The sequence below is a fragment of the Adlercreutzia shanghongiae genome, from assembly GCF_035830635.1.
GTDB classification, from domain to species: Bacteria; Actinomycetota; Coriobacteriia; order Coriobacteriales; family Eggerthellaceae; genus Adlercreutzia; species Adlercreutzia shanghongiae.
Genome location: NZ_JAYMFI010000003.1, coordinates 322,463 through 337,995 on the forward strand (window position 1 = coordinate 322,463; position 15,533 = coordinate 337,995).

At 62.3% G+C, this 15,533-nt stretch carries 15 protein-coding genes; 5 read left to right on the forward strand and 10 right to left on the reverse strand.

The annotated features are described in order from the left end of the window. Positions 1-65 precede the first annotated feature (65 nt). The 4 genes from VJ923_RS03405 to rd form a co-directional block, all read right to left on the reverse strand. Entirely contained in the window at positions 66-1,367 is a 1,302-nt protein-coding gene (locus tag VJ923_RS03405; RefSeq protein ID WP_326438539.1) for an ATP-binding protein, read from the reverse strand. A 313-nt stretch (positions 1,368-1,680) separates the two neighbouring features. Further along, positions 1,681-3,621, reverse strand: coding sequence for an MFS transporter (locus VJ923_RS03410; RefSeq protein ID WP_326438541.1), 1,941 nt, complete (start codon positions 3,619-3,621; stop codon positions 1,681-1,683). Between the two features lie 273 nt (positions 3,622-3,894). Continuing rightward, positions 3,895-5,139, reverse strand: coding sequence for an OFA family MFS transporter (locus VJ923_RS03415; protein WP_326438543.1), 1,245 nt, complete (start codon positions 5,137-5,139; stop codon positions 3,895-3,897). A 157-nt stretch (positions 5,140-5,296) separates the two neighbouring features. After that, complete coding sequence (gene rd / locus VJ923_RS03420; protein WP_326438545.1) at positions 5,297-5,461, reverse strand: rubredoxin; 165 nt, start codon at positions 5,459-5,461, stop codon at positions 5,297-5,299. Positions 5,462-5,780: 319 nt separating this feature from the next. On the opposite strand from rd, the gene VJ923_RS03425 reads away from it, so the two are divergent. After that, positions 5,781-7,274 (forward strand): APC family permease, encoded by a 1,494-nt coding sequence (locus tag VJ923_RS03425; RefSeq protein WP_326438547.1) that lies wholly within the window; start codon positions 5,781-5,783, stop codon positions 7,272-7,274. Here the strand turns inward: VJ923_RS03425 and VJ923_RS03430 are convergent. From VJ923_RS03430 to VJ923_RS03445, 4 genes are all read right to left on the reverse strand, one after another. After that, a complete protein-coding gene (locus VJ923_RS03430) occupies positions 7,262-8,122 on the reverse strand; it encodes a MerR family transcriptional regulator (RefSeq protein ID WP_326438549.1) in 861 nt (286 codons plus the stop codon). The two genes, VJ923_RS03425 and VJ923_RS03430, sit on opposite strands and share 13 nt — an antisense overlap. A gap of 275 nt (positions 8,123-8,397) precedes the next feature. Next, the gene (locus tag VJ923_RS03435) at positions 8,398-9,435 is read right to left on the reverse strand and encodes a threonine aldolase family protein (protein WP_326438551.1); all 1,038 of its coding nucleotides are present in this window, start codon (positions 9,433-9,435) and stop codon (positions 8,398-8,400) included. A 65-nt stretch (positions 9,436-9,500) separates the two neighbouring features. Next, entirely contained in the window at positions 9,501-9,869 is a 369-nt protein-coding gene (locus tag VJ923_RS03440) for an arsenate reductase family protein (RefSeq protein ID WP_326438555.1), read from the reverse strand. 323 nt (positions 9,870-10,192) lie between these two features. Beyond that, the gene (locus tag VJ923_RS03445) at positions 10,193-10,486 is read right to left on the reverse strand and encodes a ferritin family protein (RefSeq protein ID WP_326438557.1); all 294 of its coding nucleotides are present in this window, start codon (positions 10,484-10,486) and stop codon (positions 10,193-10,195) included. A 605-nt stretch (positions 10,487-11,091) separates the two neighbouring features. Here VJ923_RS03445 and VJ923_RS03450 point away from each other — a divergent pair. Further along, entirely contained in the window at positions 11,092-11,625 is a 534-nt protein-coding gene (locus VJ923_RS03450; RefSeq protein WP_326438560.1) for a methylated-DNA--[protein]-cysteine S-methyltransferase, read from the forward strand. Between the two features lie 213 nt (positions 11,626-11,838). Here the strand turns inward: VJ923_RS03450 and VJ923_RS03455 are convergent, their stop codons facing one another. Then, on the reverse strand, positions 11,839-12,360 hold the full coding sequence (locus tag VJ923_RS03455) for an HsmA family protein (RefSeq protein WP_326438562.1): 522 nt from the start codon (positions 12,358-12,360) through the stop codon (positions 11,839-11,841). A 199-nt stretch (positions 12,361-12,559) separates the two neighbouring features. Here VJ923_RS03455 and VJ923_RS03460 point away from each other — a divergent pair, with 199 nt between their 5' ends. Continuing rightward, positions 12,560-13,192: a TetR family transcriptional regulator gene (locus VJ923_RS03460; RefSeq protein ID WP_326438564.1), complete on the forward strand. Its 633-nt coding sequence runs from the start codon at positions 12,560-12,562 to the stop codon at positions 13,190-13,192. A 98-nt stretch (positions 13,193-13,290) separates the two neighbouring features. Here VJ923_RS03460 and VJ923_RS03465 read toward each other — a convergent pair whose 3' ends face one another. Continuing rightward, the gene (locus VJ923_RS03465) at positions 13,291-13,755 is read right to left on the reverse strand and encodes a hypothetical protein (protein ID WP_326438566.1); all 465 of its coding nucleotides are present in this window, start codon (positions 13,753-13,755) and stop codon (positions 13,291-13,293) included. 127 nt (positions 13,756-13,882) lie between these two features. On the opposite strand from VJ923_RS03465, the gene VJ923_RS03470 reads away from it, so the two are divergent. Beyond that, the gene (locus VJ923_RS03470; protein ID WP_326438568.1) at positions 13,883-14,809 is read left to right on the forward strand and encodes a HipA domain-containing protein; all 927 of its coding nucleotides are present in this window, start codon (positions 13,883-13,885) and stop codon (positions 14,807-14,809) included. A gap of 61 nt (positions 14,810-14,870) precedes the next feature. After that, the gene (locus tag VJ923_RS03475; RefSeq protein ID WP_326438570.1) at positions 14,871-15,533 is read left to right on the forward strand and encodes an HAD family hydrolase; all 663 of its coding nucleotides are present in this window, start codon (positions 14,871-14,873) and stop codon (positions 15,531-15,533) included.

Here is a 15,533-nt window from a genome sequence, read left to right on the forward strand (position 1 = left end):
TTGAACGCCGCGTTTGCCGTATGCGGTCTCCCACGCTTTCAATCGAGGAGAAAATACCTGGGCGATCACAGAAAGGCCGCCATATACACCGGGAAGTAGGTTACGGCGCCATTCACTTCGACGTTCGACTCGCAGAGAACCACTGCCTGCTCTATCCCGTAATTCGCGGTCGCAAGAAGTTGCGTGAGGGCGCTGTGTCGCTTATAGGTTTTCCCAGACTTTACCTCAATGGGCAGAACGCTGGTCCTGTCCTGAACGAGAAAGTCTATCTCTCCGAGTTTCCGGTTGCGGAAAAAGAAGCCTCCGTGGCCATGGGCGTGAAGCTCCTGCGCGACCGCGTTCTCGTAAATCGCTCCATAGTTCACACTGAAGTCGTTTGACACGAGATCCCGCACGACCTCCATGCCGCATGCCGCTGAAAGCAAGCCGACGTCGTTCATGAAGAGCTTGAAGAAGCTTCGGTTCTCCACGAGCCGAAGCGGCCGCTTGGGCTCGGATACGTTCCGAACCGGGATGGCGACCCCGGCATCCACCAACCAGATGAAATCGTCCTTGTATCGCTCGTAGGTTCCCCTAGGGGCGATGGCCGAGAAGTTGAAGCGCTTGGTCTGCGAATCAAGCTGGGACGGCATCTCGTCGAATATCTCGCGGATGGCGAGCTTCTTGTTTCCGCTCGCGTACTTCGCAATGTCGTATCGATAGAGCTGGATGATGTCGTTCTGGCGCCTGACAAGGGCCTGCACGTCGTAATCTTCGATAAATCCGCTCACGGGGCGCGGCATTCCCCCCGCGAGCAGATAGCGATGAAAGAGCTTGAGAAACCGGTCGTGAACAGCTTGATTGACAGGACGCCTTTGCGTGAAGGCGTCTGCAATTTCGGCCCAAGCTTCTTCTCCCACTCCATTCGCCCAGCAGAATTCCTGGAAGTCCAGAGGATGCATCTCCACGATATGCAGATAGCCGACGGGCGCCGAGCGGAGACCCTTCAGCTCAACGCCCAAGAGAGAACCCGAGAGAATGTAGTCGTAGTCGGTGCGCTGCGTGAGGTACTTGACAAGCGTGAGCGCTTCTTTGCACTCCTGCACCTCGTCGATGAAGATGGCGGTGCGGCCCTTCTCGAGGGGCGCATCGGCGTACGCGGAGATGGCCAGGAACAGATCCTGGGAGGAGCGAGCCGCATCGAATGCGTTCAGCACCTCTGTCTGATCAATCAAGTCGAACTTGACGACATTGCGGTAATGCTCGCGGACGAACTTGTCGATGAGGAAGGTTTTGCCAACTTGACGCGCGCCCATGACCAGAAGGGCCTCAGTGCCTTTCGTGTTCTTCCATTCTCGCAGCAGCTCCTCGGCTTTTCTCTTAAGCATAAGCGTTACCATTACCCTTATATGACCTGCTGTTATGTATTTTACAAACCTATATTATCAGGGGAAATGGTACTTTGCAAACCACTATTCGATTCAAATCGCGTATCTTGCTAACCTTTTCAAGTATTCAGATTGCCAAAAAAGCGGCCCCGTGGGGCCGCTTTTGCGGTTGGGTGGTGCCGATGGAAGGCATTTGATGAGAAGCACTGGGGATAGGGAATCCGGCATCCGAGGAGGTTGTCGTCTCGGACGCCGGTCCAGGAGCTCGTTATCCCGGCGTCGTTCCGGATGCCCTTTGCCCCGGACCCCGCTGCTAGGCGCGCTGCTCGCTGAGGTAGCGGCGCACGGCGTAGCCAGTGATATTGGAGCGGTTGATGATGCCCACCATCACGTCGCCGTCGAGCACCGGGGCCTTCTTCAGATGGTGTTCGGACAGCACGCGGGCCACCTTGCCCATGTCGTCGTTCACGTTCACGCAGATGACGCTCTTCGTGGCGATGCTGCTCACGGGCGCGGCCATGGTCTCGCGCAGGGTGCGGTCGAAATCGGCGTTCTCACGCTCCACGACGAACGACCAGGCGCTCTTGAAAGCGGGGACCTGGTCGGCTACGGCGGCCATCACGTCGCCGTCGGAGATGAAGCCGGTCACGCGGCCCGCGCCATCGACCACCGGCGCGCCGGAGATGCCCTTGGCGGCGAACAGCTCCAGAGCCTCGGCCACCAGTGCCGTCTCGAGCAGGGTGTACACCTCGGTCTTCATGATGGCGCTCACCGTGGGCTCGGCCGCCAGCTCGTCGGCTGCGGCCGCAGCTGCAGCACCGGCCACTTCAATGGAAGGCTTGCGGGCCTGCCCGCGCACCCACAGGGCGAGCGCCAGGCCCGCAAGACCCACCACGCCCACGAGGATGCCCGTCACCAGCATGGCCTGGGCGCAGGCATCGCCGAAGGGCGCGCCGCCGGCCATGGCTCCAGCGCTCACGGCGGCGTACACGCCCGTGAACACCGACGAGCCGATGCAGCCGGCAATCTGGAAGCCCGTGGACATGATGGTTACGCCGTGGGGGTTCAGCTCGAAGGGCAGCCTCGAGAGCGCGAAGCTCTGCACCGGGCCGATGACCAGGGCCGAGCCGCAGATAACCGGAATGTAGATAACGGCCAGCACCACCGGCGAGGCCGTGGCGATGAAGGCGCCGGTGAGCACCGAGAACACGGCGATGCACAGAAAGCCCGCGGGCAGGATGATGCCCGGGCCCTGCTTGTCGTAGATGCGGCCGGCCAAAGGCGACACCACGCACGAGCACAGAATAGCGGGGAACAGCGTGAGCGAGGCCACCAAAGGCTCGGTCCCCAGCACCGATTGCATAAAGGTGGGCACGATGATGTTCATGGCGAAGATGGTGAGCAGCGAGAGCATGTTCACGATGACGCCCACGGTGAAGGGCGCGATCTTCAGCGGGCGCAGGTCGATGAGCGGCTCGGTCAGCTTGCCCTGGCGCTTCACGAACAGCACGAGCGCCACGATGCCCACCACGGCTGCCACGCAGGCCACGGGCACGCTGCCGCTGAACACCGTGGACACGCCGTAGAGGATGCCGATGAGCGCGATGCCGATGAGGGCCACCGAGGCGGCGTCGAGGCGCGGGTGGGTGAGGTGTGCGATGTCGCGCAGGATAACGGCGCCGGACAGCAGGCACAAAGCCGAAAGCCCGGCGAACACCCACAGCAACATGGACCAGTTCGCCACGGCCAAGATGAGGCCGGCCAGGATGACCGACGACGAGGGGCCCAGCGTGGTCATGGCGCCCATGATGCCCATGTAGGTGCCGAGCTTCTCGCGCGGGGCGATTTCCAGGGTGATGTTCATGCCGATGGGAATGAGCATGCCCGTGCCGAGCGCCTGCACGATGCGGCCCACCAGAAGCACGGCGAAGTTGGTGGCCACGCCTCCGATGACCGAGCCGATCACCAGCAGCGCCGCGGTGGCGCAGAACAAGGGGCGGGTGGGGAAGGACCGATAGGCGAAGGCCGAGACCGGCACCATGACGGCGGCGCCCAGCATGTAAGCGGTGGCCAGCCACTGCACGGTGGACACGTCCACCCCCAGATCGGCCATGATGGGCGCGAAGCCCACGTTCAGGAAGGTCTCGTTGAAGGTGGCCAAAAAGGCGGCGAAGGCCGCCACGGCCAGGATAGCCGCCGGCTTGCGGGCGGGGGCGGTCTGAGCGGTCGTGCCGGCTGTCGTGTCTGCTGCCATGAGTCTCCTCTCTTTCCGCAGCGCCGGCCCCATCGTCGCGGCAAAAGAGAAAGCGCTCGGCGGTACCTGCACCACGACCCGGGATTTCTCCTGTGCCGTAATCAGATTTACGCGCCGAGCGCTACATGTGTCGTTTGCAGTACCTATTTAATTTGCCCGAGCATGATAGCACGGACTTACGGTGCCTCGGCCCCTACGAATTTGCAAGTGGTCGTGAATCTCAAGACCCTCTTGGCTCTTGCAGGAGGAGGGGCTGGACCGAGCAGAAGCGAGCTAGCTCGCCTTCGCCTCTTTCGGACGCTTGATGAAGAACGAGACGAGAAGCGCGGCCAAGGCGACGCCGAAAAAGACCCAAAACGCGCTCAGGTAGCTGCCCGAGTCCATTTGCGAGAGGGCCAGGATTTGCGGGCCGATGATGGCCGCGGGAATCATCTGGCACGTGGCGATGGCGTAGTTGATGCCGTAGTACTTCGTTCCGAAAAACGTGCTGGCCATGGCCGACATCGAGCACATGTTGCCGCCGTACATGAAGCCGAGCAGCATGAAGCCCACAACGAGCAGCTCGAAAGCGCCGTTTGTCATGGCGAAGGCGCAGCACAGCATGCCGGCGGCAAAGGCCACGGCAATCCAGGTGAGGCATGCGTGGTAGCCGAAGCGGTCCCATACGAACCCGTTGACCAGGCGCCCCAGTCCGTTCATAGCCGACACCGACCCCATGGCGGCGGTGGCCATCATGAGCGCCTCTGCCTCGGGTAGCCCTGCGGCCCCCAGAAGCTCCATGGCCGCCGGCACCGCTTGGCTGATGAGCGCCAGGCCTCCGCAGGTCACGAGCATGAGGTAAAGCATGAACGTCCAAAACGAGCTTGTGCGCACCATTTGCGCGCCGTTCATATCCGCGGCGGCCACGGTGGCAGACTTACGCGCCTTCTCAAGCAGCGGCTTCACGTATTCCGGCGTCGGCAGCTTCAAAATGAACGCACCGGCCACGACGAGCACGACGAATACCGCGCCGAGCACGCCGAAGGTCATGCGCCAGCCGAATGCGCCGAGCATCGCGGTAACGATGGAGGAGAGCAACATGGTGCCGCCGCCAAAGCCCATGAGCATGGCGCCCGAGGCCAGGCCCTGCTTGTCGGGGAACCATTTCAGAGTCGTTGACATGACCACGTCGGTGCCAAGCCCCACGCCGGCCCCAACGAGAATTCCGTAGGTAACGTAAATGAACGGCAGCGATTCGGTGAACGCCGAGGCGACAAGCCCAAGCCCCAGGCACGCGGCAGTGATGAGCATGACGATGCGTGGCGAGGTGCGCTCTTCCAGGACGCCTGCCACCAGCATGCCGGCGCAAAACGTGATGATGGAGAGGGTGAATACCACCGAGGTGGCCGAGCGGTCCCAACCGAATTCCTCTTCCAGGGGGTCGACGAACAGCGACCAGGCGTAAATGAGCCCGAAGAACATGAGCAGCACAAAGGCCACGAAGAAATACAGCAGGCGATGCGGTTTGGCTTGGGACATGGCTCCCCCTTCGGTGCGCGCGGCGCTTCGTATTGCCAGCCGAGTTCAGTGTAGCGAGCGTGCAGAAAAGGGCAAGCGGAAAAGGAAAGGGCGACCCGAAGGGCCGCCCTGCAAGTTCGAGTGGGCTATAGGTTTTGCGAGCCCGCCGTGCGAGGAGCTAGTCCTCGTAGAGCGAGAAGTTGCTCTTGTCCACGCCGCACACGGGGCAAACCCAATCCTCGGGGATGTCTTCGAAGGCGGTGCCGGGCTCGATGCCGCCGTCCGGGTCGCCCACTGCGGGGTCGTAGATGTAGCCGCAAACGTCGCAGATGTACTTGTCCATGATGCCCTCCCGGGTGTCGTGCCGAGGCTGCTGCGCAATGCGTGGCTCCGGCGGTTTCGATGCAGTGCCCATGATGCCACGACCGCGCGATACCCTGCGCTGCCTTCGGCATTCGAAAGCAGACTGTGAAGTTGGGCTACGACGAAGACGTCCTGAGTGATACCTGGTGAATAGCGGAAAACCGTCGTGCAACGCGGCGTCAACATAGCGGGGAGGAGAGCGATTGGTGACCTTAAAGCGTTCATTATGAAAAGCGGCCTCGGGACAGGGTTCGCTCGGTCGACCAAGGCTCCTATTCGCGCCGAACGAGGTGATCGCCATGAGAGGAAACGCAACGACAGCAAAAACAGCGCCAACGGCATCGACGGTAGGTTCGACGCCGGTGCCGTTAGCGACGCCGAAAAACGCCGGTGCGACGGGAACGCCCGCGAAGGCAGGCGCCGGGACCGTGGCCGCTGCGCCGAGCCAGGCGGGCGGCGACACGTTCAAGCGCACCTTCACGGTGAAGGACATGGTGGTCTGGGGCCTCATCTGCATGGTGCCCATCTCGCCGATGGCAATCTATGGCGGCGTGTTCGCCGACTCGAACGGCATGCCGACGCTGGCGTTCCTCGTCGGGTTCGTGGCGGTGCTGTTCTCCGTGTTCTCTTTCGCCATTATGATTCGGCATTTTCCCTCGTCGGGTTCTATTTTCACCTATGTAAGCCACGTGATGGGCAAGTTCATGGGCTTCATTGCCGGCTGGCTCATGCTGCTGCAGTATTTGGTGGCGCCGGCGCTCGTGTATCTCATTGCGGCCATCGCCATTCACTCCATTGTGCCCGAGCTGCCCGTGCTCGCGCTGTGCTTCGCCTTCCTTATCGTGGTGAGCGTCGTGTCGCTCATTGGCATGAAGACGGCCGTGGCGGTCAATCGCATTGCCCTGGTGGCGCAGCTGATTATCCTGGCGCTGTTCGTCGGCTTCGGCGTGGCCTACGTGATTGGGCACCCGGAGACGAGCAGCTTCTCGGCGACGAACTTCTACAACCCCAAGGCGTTCGATGTTAGCAGCACCATGTCGTCGGTGTCGCTGGCAGCCATGTCCTTTGTGGGATTCGGCGCCATTGCCACGCTGACGCAGGAGGCGAAGGACCCCACGAGGGGCCCTGGGCGCGCCATGATGATTATGGTGTTCGTGCTGGCCGCGCTGTATGCGCTGCAGTGCTTTGTCGCCACGTGCGTCGACCCGACGGGCGCCGCTTTCGCTGACAACACCGATAATGCCTTCTACGTGATTGCCCGCCTGGTAGCCGGTCCATGGCTGTCCATCCTGTGCGCGGTGGGCGTGGCGTTGGCTCAGGGTTTGTTCACGGCTATCGCCCAGCAGGCGTCCATCGCCTTCGTTATGTTCACCATGGCCCGGGGTGGCACGCTTCCAAAGTTCATGGGGAAGATGAGCAAGCGCACGAATTCCCCGATTAACGCCATCCTGTTTATCAGCGTGTTGTCGGCGGTGCTGATTTTGGTGTTCCATTTCGCGGGCATCAACATGAACACCATCGCGAAGATCAACACCTTCGGCGCACTGGCCACCTACGTGCTGTTGAACGTGAGCGTCATCGTGCTGTGTTGGTTCCAGCTGAAGCAGCGCAAGGGTGTGCGGGCGGTGGTTCGCCACCTGATTTTCCCGGCGCTCGGTGCGGTCATTTGCTTCGCCATCATGCTGTCGGTGAAGGATGTGGCCCTCGTGGTTGGCTGCGCGTGGATTCTCGTAGGCGTCGTCTACTACTGCGTGCTGAAGTACGCATTGCGCCGCGACATTCAGTTGGGGTAGCGTTTGCGGGAGGTGCATCTGACTGGTCGAGCGACTGCGCCCTCAGCTTCAACCGCATTCTCAGCTACGCCGTGCTCTCTGCTGCACCACGCTTTCAGCGCATCTCGCAGAAAGCGCGTTGCGCCTTCGCCAGCGCGCTCGTCGTAGTAGGCCGTGAAGCGCGGGTCGGCAACATAGGCCTCCGCAAGGGCCGCATGGGCCTCGCGAGAATACGTTCCCTCGCCCCAGTGCAGCTGCAGCCAGCGCGCGTGCATGGCGCAGAGTTCCTGGGCGGCGTTCCCTTCCGGATCGCCTTCGGCCATGGCGTTCTCCAGGGCGTCGATAATCGCTCCCTCGAGCGCCTCCTTGTCGACCCATTCTTCTTCGGTCAGCGAGGCGACGCGGGCGTTGGCCGCGTCTACGGCCGCATCGCCGTAGGTCGCGCGCGCTTCGGCCCCGAAGCGCTTCTCGTTTTCGGAGATGTGAGCCGCTTTCATTCCTTCGAACCGTTCCTTATCGGTCATCGTGCATCTTCCTTCCAGTGAGGCGATGGTCTTCTCCACCGTCTCTACGAGTTTGTCGAGTTCCTGTTGCTGTGCGCGCAGCGTGGCAAGGTGGCGTTCAAGGGCGGCGCGGTAGTCGAAGGCGTTCTTCTCAAGCGCGCTGCGAATGTCCGCCAGCGTAAGGCCGCACGAGCGAAGCAGGAGAATCTGCTGGAGGCGCACGACATCGTCGTGACCGTAGAGCCGATAACCGTTGGTCGCGCGCTCGGGCTGCAGCAGCCCCGTATCTTCGAAATGATGAAGTGCGCGGACAGTCACCCCGGCTAAACGGGCAAGCTCGCCGACGGTATAGGTGCGGCTTTTCAAAGATGTGGTCCTCTCTGTCTTTCGAATTGCTCCGAAGTTCGTCTTCGCGTGCGTCCGAGCGTGGGCGCATCCGGCCGTTCGCTCTTGCCGCAAAGCAGTGTAAAGCCTCACGAAGCGTGAGGGTCAAGAGGCTGTGTTTCCGTGCGAGCCTATAATAGTCGCGAGAGCAACGGAAAGGGGAGCAAGCGCCGCTATCGACGAATAGCGGCATAATTGGGCGCAGGCCCGCGCGAGGAGATGCGGGGCCTTTCAAGAAGGCGTTGTCGGTGGGGTTGCTAGCTGATTGCCTCTAGGGCGGTTTTGAGAGCGGCGATGTCCTCGGGGGTGGTTGACCAGCTGGTGACGAAGCGGATGACGGTGCGGGTATCGTCGAAGCGCTCCCAGAAGCTGAAGCGAACATGCTCGGAAAGGGCGGCCATCTGGGCATTTTCCATCACAATATACTGCTGGTTGGTGGGAGAGTCGCGCCAGAACGTGCAGCCGGCAGCAGCCAACACGCTCTTGAGGTCTTCGGCGCGCTCAAGGGCATTGCGGGCGATTGATTCGTACCGTTCGTCGGTGAACAGCGTATCGAACTGGATGCCGAGCAGGCGGCCTTTGGCCATAAGGGCGCCGTGCTGCTTCACATGGGTGAGGAAGTGCTTCGGCATGTTCCCGCGTGGGAACACCACGGCCTCGCCGCACAGGGCGCCGCATTTCGTGCCGCCGATGTAGAAGACATCGGCCAGGCGCGCGATATCGGGTAGCGTAACATCGGCAGCGGGGGCGGCTAGCCCGTAGCCAAGGCGAGCGCCATCCAGGTAAAGCGGCATGTCGAAGCGGTGGCAGACGGCAGACAGCGCCTCCAGCTCGGCAAGCGAGTACAACGTACCCAGCTCCGTCGGATGGGCGATGAACGCCGTCCCGGGAAACACCATGTGATCGTGAGTGTCGTCGGCGTAGAAGGTTTCCAGGCAGGCTTCCAGCTCGGCGGCATCCAGTTTGCCATCGTGCTCGGGCAAGGTGATTACCTTGTGCCCTGTGGCTTCGATGGCGCCCGCTTCGTGCACGGCAATGTGCCCGGTCTCAGCGGCAACCACGCCCTCGTGCCCAGCGAGCAGCGCCGAAAGCACCACCGCGTTGGTCTGCGTTCCGCCCGCGAGGAAGAATACGTCAGCCTCGGGAGCCTCGCAGGCTTCGCGAATGCGTTCGGCGGCGCTGGCGCAGAAGCGGTCGGTGCCGTAGCCCGGCGCGGGCTCGAGGTTCGTCGCGGCCAGCGCCTCCAAAATGAGCGGATGGGCGCCCGTCGAGTAATCGTTTTCGAAGGAAACCATGAAAGCCTGCCTTGTCGGTACGAGGGTTCTAGGAAAGCAAGTAAGGTGTAACGCAAAGCGTGCGGCTACTCTGCTACGCCAAGGGCTTCGGCCCAGATGGGGGCGCGAAAGCCAGGGATGACAGTCGTGGCGGTGACGAGCAGGGGGCGCTTCACCAGCATGCCGTTGGTGGCGAGCAGGGCGTGCTGCTCGTCGTCGGACATTTCGGGTAAGCGCTTCGACAGCTCCATCTCGCGGTAGAGCATGCCGCTCGTGTTGAAGAAGCGCCTCAGGGGCAGCCCGCTGCGCTTGTGCCAGGTGCGCAGCTCGTTGGCTGTGGGGTTGTCGGTCACGATGTCGCGGTCGTCGTAGGCAATGCCGTGCTCGTCCAGCCACGCTTTCGCCTTCTGGCACGTCGAGCACTTCGGGTGTTCCACAAACAGCACGTCAGCCACAGATGCCTCCTTGATCGTTTCTGCCATGGTAGCAGAAGCGGGGCCGGCGGGAAGAACCGGAAGGACCCGCCGACCACGGTGGGCTTGCGATGGCACGCGGCGTCGGCCTCGTCCGGCGCCGCTTCGAAAAGCAATGCGAACAGGCTTGCCGAGTCGGAATTGCGCATCGAGGCGTGAGCGTTTGGCGGCGAGAACGAGCGGACAGGCTAGCATTGTAGGGGCTGAGCCGAGGCTGCGGACCGATGCAGGTTTGCGCGCAATGCAAAAGCGGCGCGAGCTTGTTTGCCCGTGCCGCTTGTCTACTTGTTTAGAGGGGTGTGTCGCTACTTGCCCAGCATGGCGCGCACTTCGTCGCGACCTTCGTCGTGGAGGCCCTTCTCGTCGGGCGCCAGGCGCTCGAGCAGCTCGAGCAGCTCGCCCATGTGCTCGCGCTCTTCGTCGCGGATGTCGGCCAGCACCTTCTTGGCGTCCTCGTTGTCGGTCGCCTGAACGTGGGCGTCGTACTCGTGGATGGCCTCGAGCTCGCCGATGATATCCTGGCGGATAGCGTTGATGAGCTCCTGGTCGGTCAGCTTGCGGGGTACTTCCATAACAAACGGATCGGAAATAGTGGCCATGACGGCTCCTTTCTCGCAGGGGTAGAGAAGGCGCCGCACCGCCTTGGCCGTGTCTGCGCCCGACAACTATCCTAGGCCCTCGGACGCGTCGCGGCTCGCCCGCTGCCTCCGTTGCCACCGACCTGTGGCCGCCGCGAAAAGAAACGTAAGAATCGCGGCGGGTTTCGCTGGCGAGCAGTCCAAATCGGCGTTATTTGGCATCGAGTCGAGAAATTCGGGCAAAAACCGGCGATATGGACACGGCCGCTCGCAGTTCTGAAAATCCGCGAGGCTTTGACCCGGTGTTTCTTCGGCGGAACATTCCGAAAACTGCCCAAGACCAGCTTCGCAGTGTCCATATCGCCGTTATTTGGCCGATTTGCCGAAAGCTCGAGAAGCGTCGACGTCGAGCGGCCGCTGGTGTTGGCGTTGGCGTTGGTGCTGGCGCGCAAACGGAGGGCTGGAGTGCTCCGCAGGCTGATAGCTGGTTTGCGGAAGCAGCCGCTTTGCCGCCGGAATCCGTCGCAGGCGTTACAATTGGGGTGTCGCTTATATGAGAAGGCGGAGAAGTCCCTTCGGAGTGAGCGACTGTTTGCACCTTGGGCGATGCTAGACAAGGGAGGGGCATGTATTACTACAGTGAATATGAGTCGCCGGTGGGCGTGCTCACGGTTGCGAGCGACGGGGCGGCGGTTTGCGGCCTTTGGCTCGAGGGGCAGAAGTACCACGGGGCCACAGTGCCCGAAGCTTTGGTGCGCGATGATTCAGCGGCGGGCTTTAGCGAGCTTCGCGCGTGGCTTGACGGCTACTTTGCGGGAAATCGACCCGCGATAGAAGACGTGCCCCTCGCTCCTAGAGGAAGCGACTTTCAGCAGGCGGTGTGGCGAAAGCTCATCGATATTCCCTATGGTGAGCTGGCAACCTATGGCTCAATCGCACAGGCGCTCAAGGAGGAGCGCGGCAAGGCGTCGGCCCTTGCGGTGGGAGGAGCCGTGGGGCACAATCCCCTTTCGATTATCATTCCGTGCCACCGCGTGGTTGGCGCCGACGGCAGCCTTACGGGCTACGCGGGCGGCTTGGCGCGCAAGATGTGGCTGTTCGAGCACGAAGGGGTTGATGCGGGCGGTCTTTACCTTCCCAGGCGCGGAACGGCGCTTTGAGGCATCGTTGCCGAACCCTTTTCGGCCTGCGAGTGCAGAAAGCGCTCGACGATTAGATGGGGGCGTTGCCGTTCCCGTATCATGGCGCGGCGCAGACTGCGGAGCTGAGGGTGATACCGGGCATATTCGCGGCGGCTTGCCTCTTTTGTCGTTGATGCTGGGCGCCCATCCTATTGCGCAGGCGAATTGCGGGATGGGCGCTCGCATTGCCAACTAGCGAGATGCTGCGGGACCGTGGCCGCGGCCCGACGGGCGGGGTTTGTCGTCGTTACGATCGCGGGCGAACAGGTAGGCGGCCAAAAGGCCCACCACCACGATGGCCGTGCCGATGGCGCAGACGGCCTTCAGGTGAATGGCTGGAATGCCCACGAGCATGCCGATGATGTAGGGCACGAGCCACAGCAGCCACACCACGGTGCTGAAAGTGTGGAAGCGGCGACGCGCCTGCTGGCTGCCGCGCAGATAGGTGACGGTGGCCCACAACGCGTGCACGATCATGAGCACGATGGCAAGCGTGCCGGTGAGGCCGTGGATGCCGAAGCCGGTGGCGTTCGACTGGCTGGCGATGTTGCTCATGATAAGGGTGCCCGTGGTGTCGCAGGCAAGACCCGCCCAGAACAGCAGGACGTACTTAAGGTTAAGCGATCCGTGGCGACGCTCGCCGAACACGCCCCACGTGTAGAAGAGGAGCGCCAGCGAAATGGCCACGGTGGATACGATGAGTTCGACGGACATGAGGTTCCTTTCTCAGATAAGGCGCGTACGCCGGCTTGCTAAAGTGAACAGTGTTCATTAATGAACGATGTTCAGAATAGAGGGCGCTGATGGCAGGGGCAAGGGCGATTGTGCGGATTCGCAAGGTTTTCACAGGTTTGTCACGCTGCGGACATTCATAATGAGCATTGTTCATGTTGCGCGCCGGAAAGGACGGGCCATGGGGAATCGCCCCGTTGTCAGCAAAGAGCAGATTTTGGACGCTGCCTACGAGATTGCCACGACGCAGGGTCTGGGCGCGCTGAGTATTCGCGCTGTGGCGGCAGCGTGCGGAGTGGCGGTGGGCACGGTGTACAACTCGTATCCCACGAAGTCTGAGCTGGTCAACGATGTGGTGGGACGGTTCTGGCAGCGAGCTTTGTCCGGCTGCATGGGCGTGGCGGGCGAGGCCGCGGAAGGCGAGGTAGCGGGGGATGTCGGCGATTTTGGGGCGCGCGACGCGGCAGCTTCCGGCTGCGATGACTTCGTGGCGTTCTGCCGTCGGTTGTCTGGCGAGATGAGCCGGGCTCTGGAAGAGTTTCGTGCCGACTTCCTTGATGGGCTCACCGCGCTGGGCTCGTACGATTTGGCCGTGGCGCGTCGCCGCGAAGCGGCGAGTTTCGCTCATGTGCGCCGCGGACTGCAGGTGGCTCTTGAGCGTGATTCGGCTGTTTGCCGCGAGAAGCTGGTGGGTGCGCTGACGCCCGATCGTGTGTGCGATTTGGTGTGGGAGACCATGGTGGACGCTGCCCGCCATAAAAAGCCTCTCGATGAGACGCTGTTCTCCCTGTTGCGCGACGCGCTGTACGACTGAGGCGTCGCATAGCCAGAGTGGCCACCCAGCGCGACCCAGCCGACGCTTCTTGTGGGGGTTCTCCTTGATGCTCCATGGGCAACGGTGTGGGCTGCGCCCTATTGTCGGTCGAAGTAGTCGCGGTCGGTGAGGTAGTAGGTGCGGATGTAGCCGGCGGGGGACACCACAACGAATTCCCCAGTGCGTTCCAGGAAGTAGAGGTCGTCGCCGTCTTCGGCTTGCAGCTTGTGCAGGGAAGCCGGGTCGGCGATGACGGCATTGGCGGCGGCGAGGTACTCCTCGGTGGTGGCGCACCCGGTTTCCCAGCCGTGCTTCTCGAAGTGCTGCTGCAACTTCTCGTCGGTGCGGAAGGTGAGGTGCGAGGTGGCTTCGGCGGCGGGCGTATTGCGGGACGACGCGCTCTCGGCTTCGTCGGGAGTAAAGCTGCAAGCTGGTAAGCACAGGAGCGCCGCTAACCCGAGAGCAAGAAGGGTTCGTGCTAAGCGGTTGGCCCCGCCCCCGTCGCCAAAGGCGAATTGCGGGCGGGGCCCTCGGAGTGCCGCGCTATGGCTCTGGGGATTCATGGAAGGGGCGACCTTTCTGGTGCACGCTGCTCGTTGACCTCCAGATTATACTGCGGGTATGCGGGTCGACTTTCCGCCGTGCTACAATGTTTCCCACTGTTTCCGCCGGCGTTGAAGGAGGGTCTTCGTGATAGAAATCGCCGATCTTCGCGATTGCGCCCCCAGTGGCCTTTTCTACGGCGGCCGGGCGGGACAGAAAGAGGGAATTCTCATCAACGGGGAGCCTTGGATAGCCAAGTATCCGCGCACGACGCGCGATTTGGCGGGCAAGCATCTGCCGTCTTATACTTCGAGCCCCGTTTCCGAATACTTGGGCTCGCATATCTACGGGCTGTTGGGCGTCCCGGTTCATGAGACGATGCTCGGGTACCGCGCCGGCAAGATCGTGTGCGCGTGCCGCGACTTCACTTTCCCGAACGCGCGCCTCTTCGAGTTCAAGGAGATCAAGAACGCTCTTTCCGATGACAATGCGGGCTTCAGCTCGGCGCCATCGGATGGAGAGGTCATTCTTCTTGGCGATGTGCTCGCCGCCATTGAGACATCCGATGTCTTGAAGACGGTGCCGGGCGTGCGCGAGCGCTTTTGGGATATGTTCGTGGTGGATGCCTTCATTAAGAACCCCGATCGCAACAACGGGAACTGGGGCGTTCTCATGACGGCGCCGATGGCTTACGAGCTCGCGCCCGTCTACGACATGGGCAGCTCGCTCTTCAGCAAGCGCAGTCCCAGCGTGGCGGCGCGTCGGCTGGGGGACGAGACGGCGGAAAACGAGGACGCTTTCGGGACGAACATTTCTTGCTATCGGCTCTCGGATGGCGAGGGCGGCAGCGCCGCGATTCATCCCTTCGAGTACATGGCGAAAACGGCCAATCCCGATTTGGCCGCCGCCATTGCGCGCTTCGCGGCGGCGGTGAATGTGGATGCCGTCGACGCGCTCATAGATAGCATGCCAGAGGAAGCCTATGGCATCGTTCTCCTGTCGGAGCCAATGCGCGCGGAGCACAAGCGTCTTCTGAGAAAGCGCCTCGAAGAGGGCATTCTGCCGCTGCTGTAGGTAACACGTCCCAGCTGTTCTACAATGGCTACCGACTGATGGGCTTAACCGGAAGGCTCCTATGAACGATATCCAGGGCGTGCTGTTCGATGCGGATGGCACGCTGATTGACACCTACGACATCATTCTCGCCTCTATGCGCTACACCATCAACGACGTGCTGGGGCGCGATCTGCCCGATGAGGCGCTTATGGCGGGGGTGGGCACGCCCCTGTACGACCAGATGCTCGGCTTCGCGGAAGGCGACGAGGTTCTGGCCGAGCACCTGCTGGGCACGTACCGCGAGCACAACGTGGCCGTGCACGATGCCGGCGTGCGGGCCTTTCCCGACACGCGTGCGGCGTTGGAACGGTTGCGGGCCGCCGGCATTCCCATGGGCGTCGTCACCTCGAAGCGTCACGCGCTCGCCCAGCGCGGGCTGGATATGAGCGGTATCGGCGACCTCTTCGACGTGCTCATCGCGCCTGATGACTGGCCCGAGCACAAGCCGGCCCCCGGGCCCATCCTTCGTGCTTGCGAGCTTATGGGACTCGATGCGTCCCACTGCCTGTATGTGGGCGACAGTCCCTTCGACATGCAGGCCGGCAACGCCGCCGGCTGCGCCACGGTGGCCGCGCTCTGGGGCATGTTCTCGCGCGAGGCCCTTGCCGCCGAGAACCCCACGATGATGTGCGACTCGCTCGGCGAGATGGCGGAGCGCCTGGCATTTTGCGAGCGCGCCTAG

Excerpts from the sequence above, each read along its gene's own strand:
- VJ923_RS03405 (WP_326438539.1), bottom strand. The coding sequence starts at position 1,367 with ATGCTTAAGAGAAAAGCCGAGGAGCTGCTGCGAGAATGGAAGAACACG.
- VJ923_RS03410 (WP_326438541.1), bottom strand. The coding sequence starts at position 3,621 with ATGGCAGCAGACACGACAGCCGGCACGACCGCTCAGACCGCCCCCGCC.
- VJ923_RS03415 (WP_326438543.1), bottom strand. The coding sequence starts at position 5,139 with ATGTCCCAAGCCAAACCGCATCGCCTGCTGTATTTCTTCGTGGCCTTT.
- rd (WP_326438545.1), bottom strand. The coding sequence starts at position 5,461 with ATGGACAAGTACATCTGCGACGTTTGCGGCTACATCTACGACCCCGCA.
- VJ923_RS03425 (WP_326438547.1), top strand. The coding sequence starts at position 5,781 with ATGAGAGGAAACGCAACGACAGCAAAAACAGCGCCAACGGCATCGACG.
- VJ923_RS03435 (WP_326438551.1), bottom strand. The coding sequence starts at position 9,435 with ATGGTTTCCTTCGAAAACGATTACTCGACGGGCGCCCATCCGCTCATT.
- VJ923_RS03445 (WP_326438557.1), bottom strand. The coding sequence starts at position 10,486 with ATGGCCACTATTTCCGATCCGTTTGTTATGGAAGTACCCCGCAAGCTG.
- VJ923_RS03450 (WP_326438560.1), top strand. The coding sequence starts at position 11,092 with ATGTATTACTACAGTGAATATGAGTCGCCGGTGGGCGTGCTCACGGTT.
- VJ923_RS03455 (WP_326438562.1), bottom strand. The coding sequence starts at position 12,360 with ATGTCCGTCGAACTCATCGTATCCACCGTGGCCATTTCGCTGGCGCTC.
- VJ923_RS03460 (WP_326438564.1), top strand. The coding sequence starts at position 12,560 with ATGGGGAATCGCCCCGTTGTCAGCAAAGAGCAGATTTTGGACGCTGCC.
- VJ923_RS03465 (WP_326438566.1), bottom strand. The coding sequence starts at position 13,755 with ATGAATCCCCAGAGCCATAGCGCGGCACTCCGAGGGCCCCGCCCGCAA.
- VJ923_RS03475 (WP_326438570.1), top strand. The coding sequence starts at position 14,871 with ATGAACGATATCCAGGGCGTGCTGTTCGATGCGGATGGCACGCTGATT.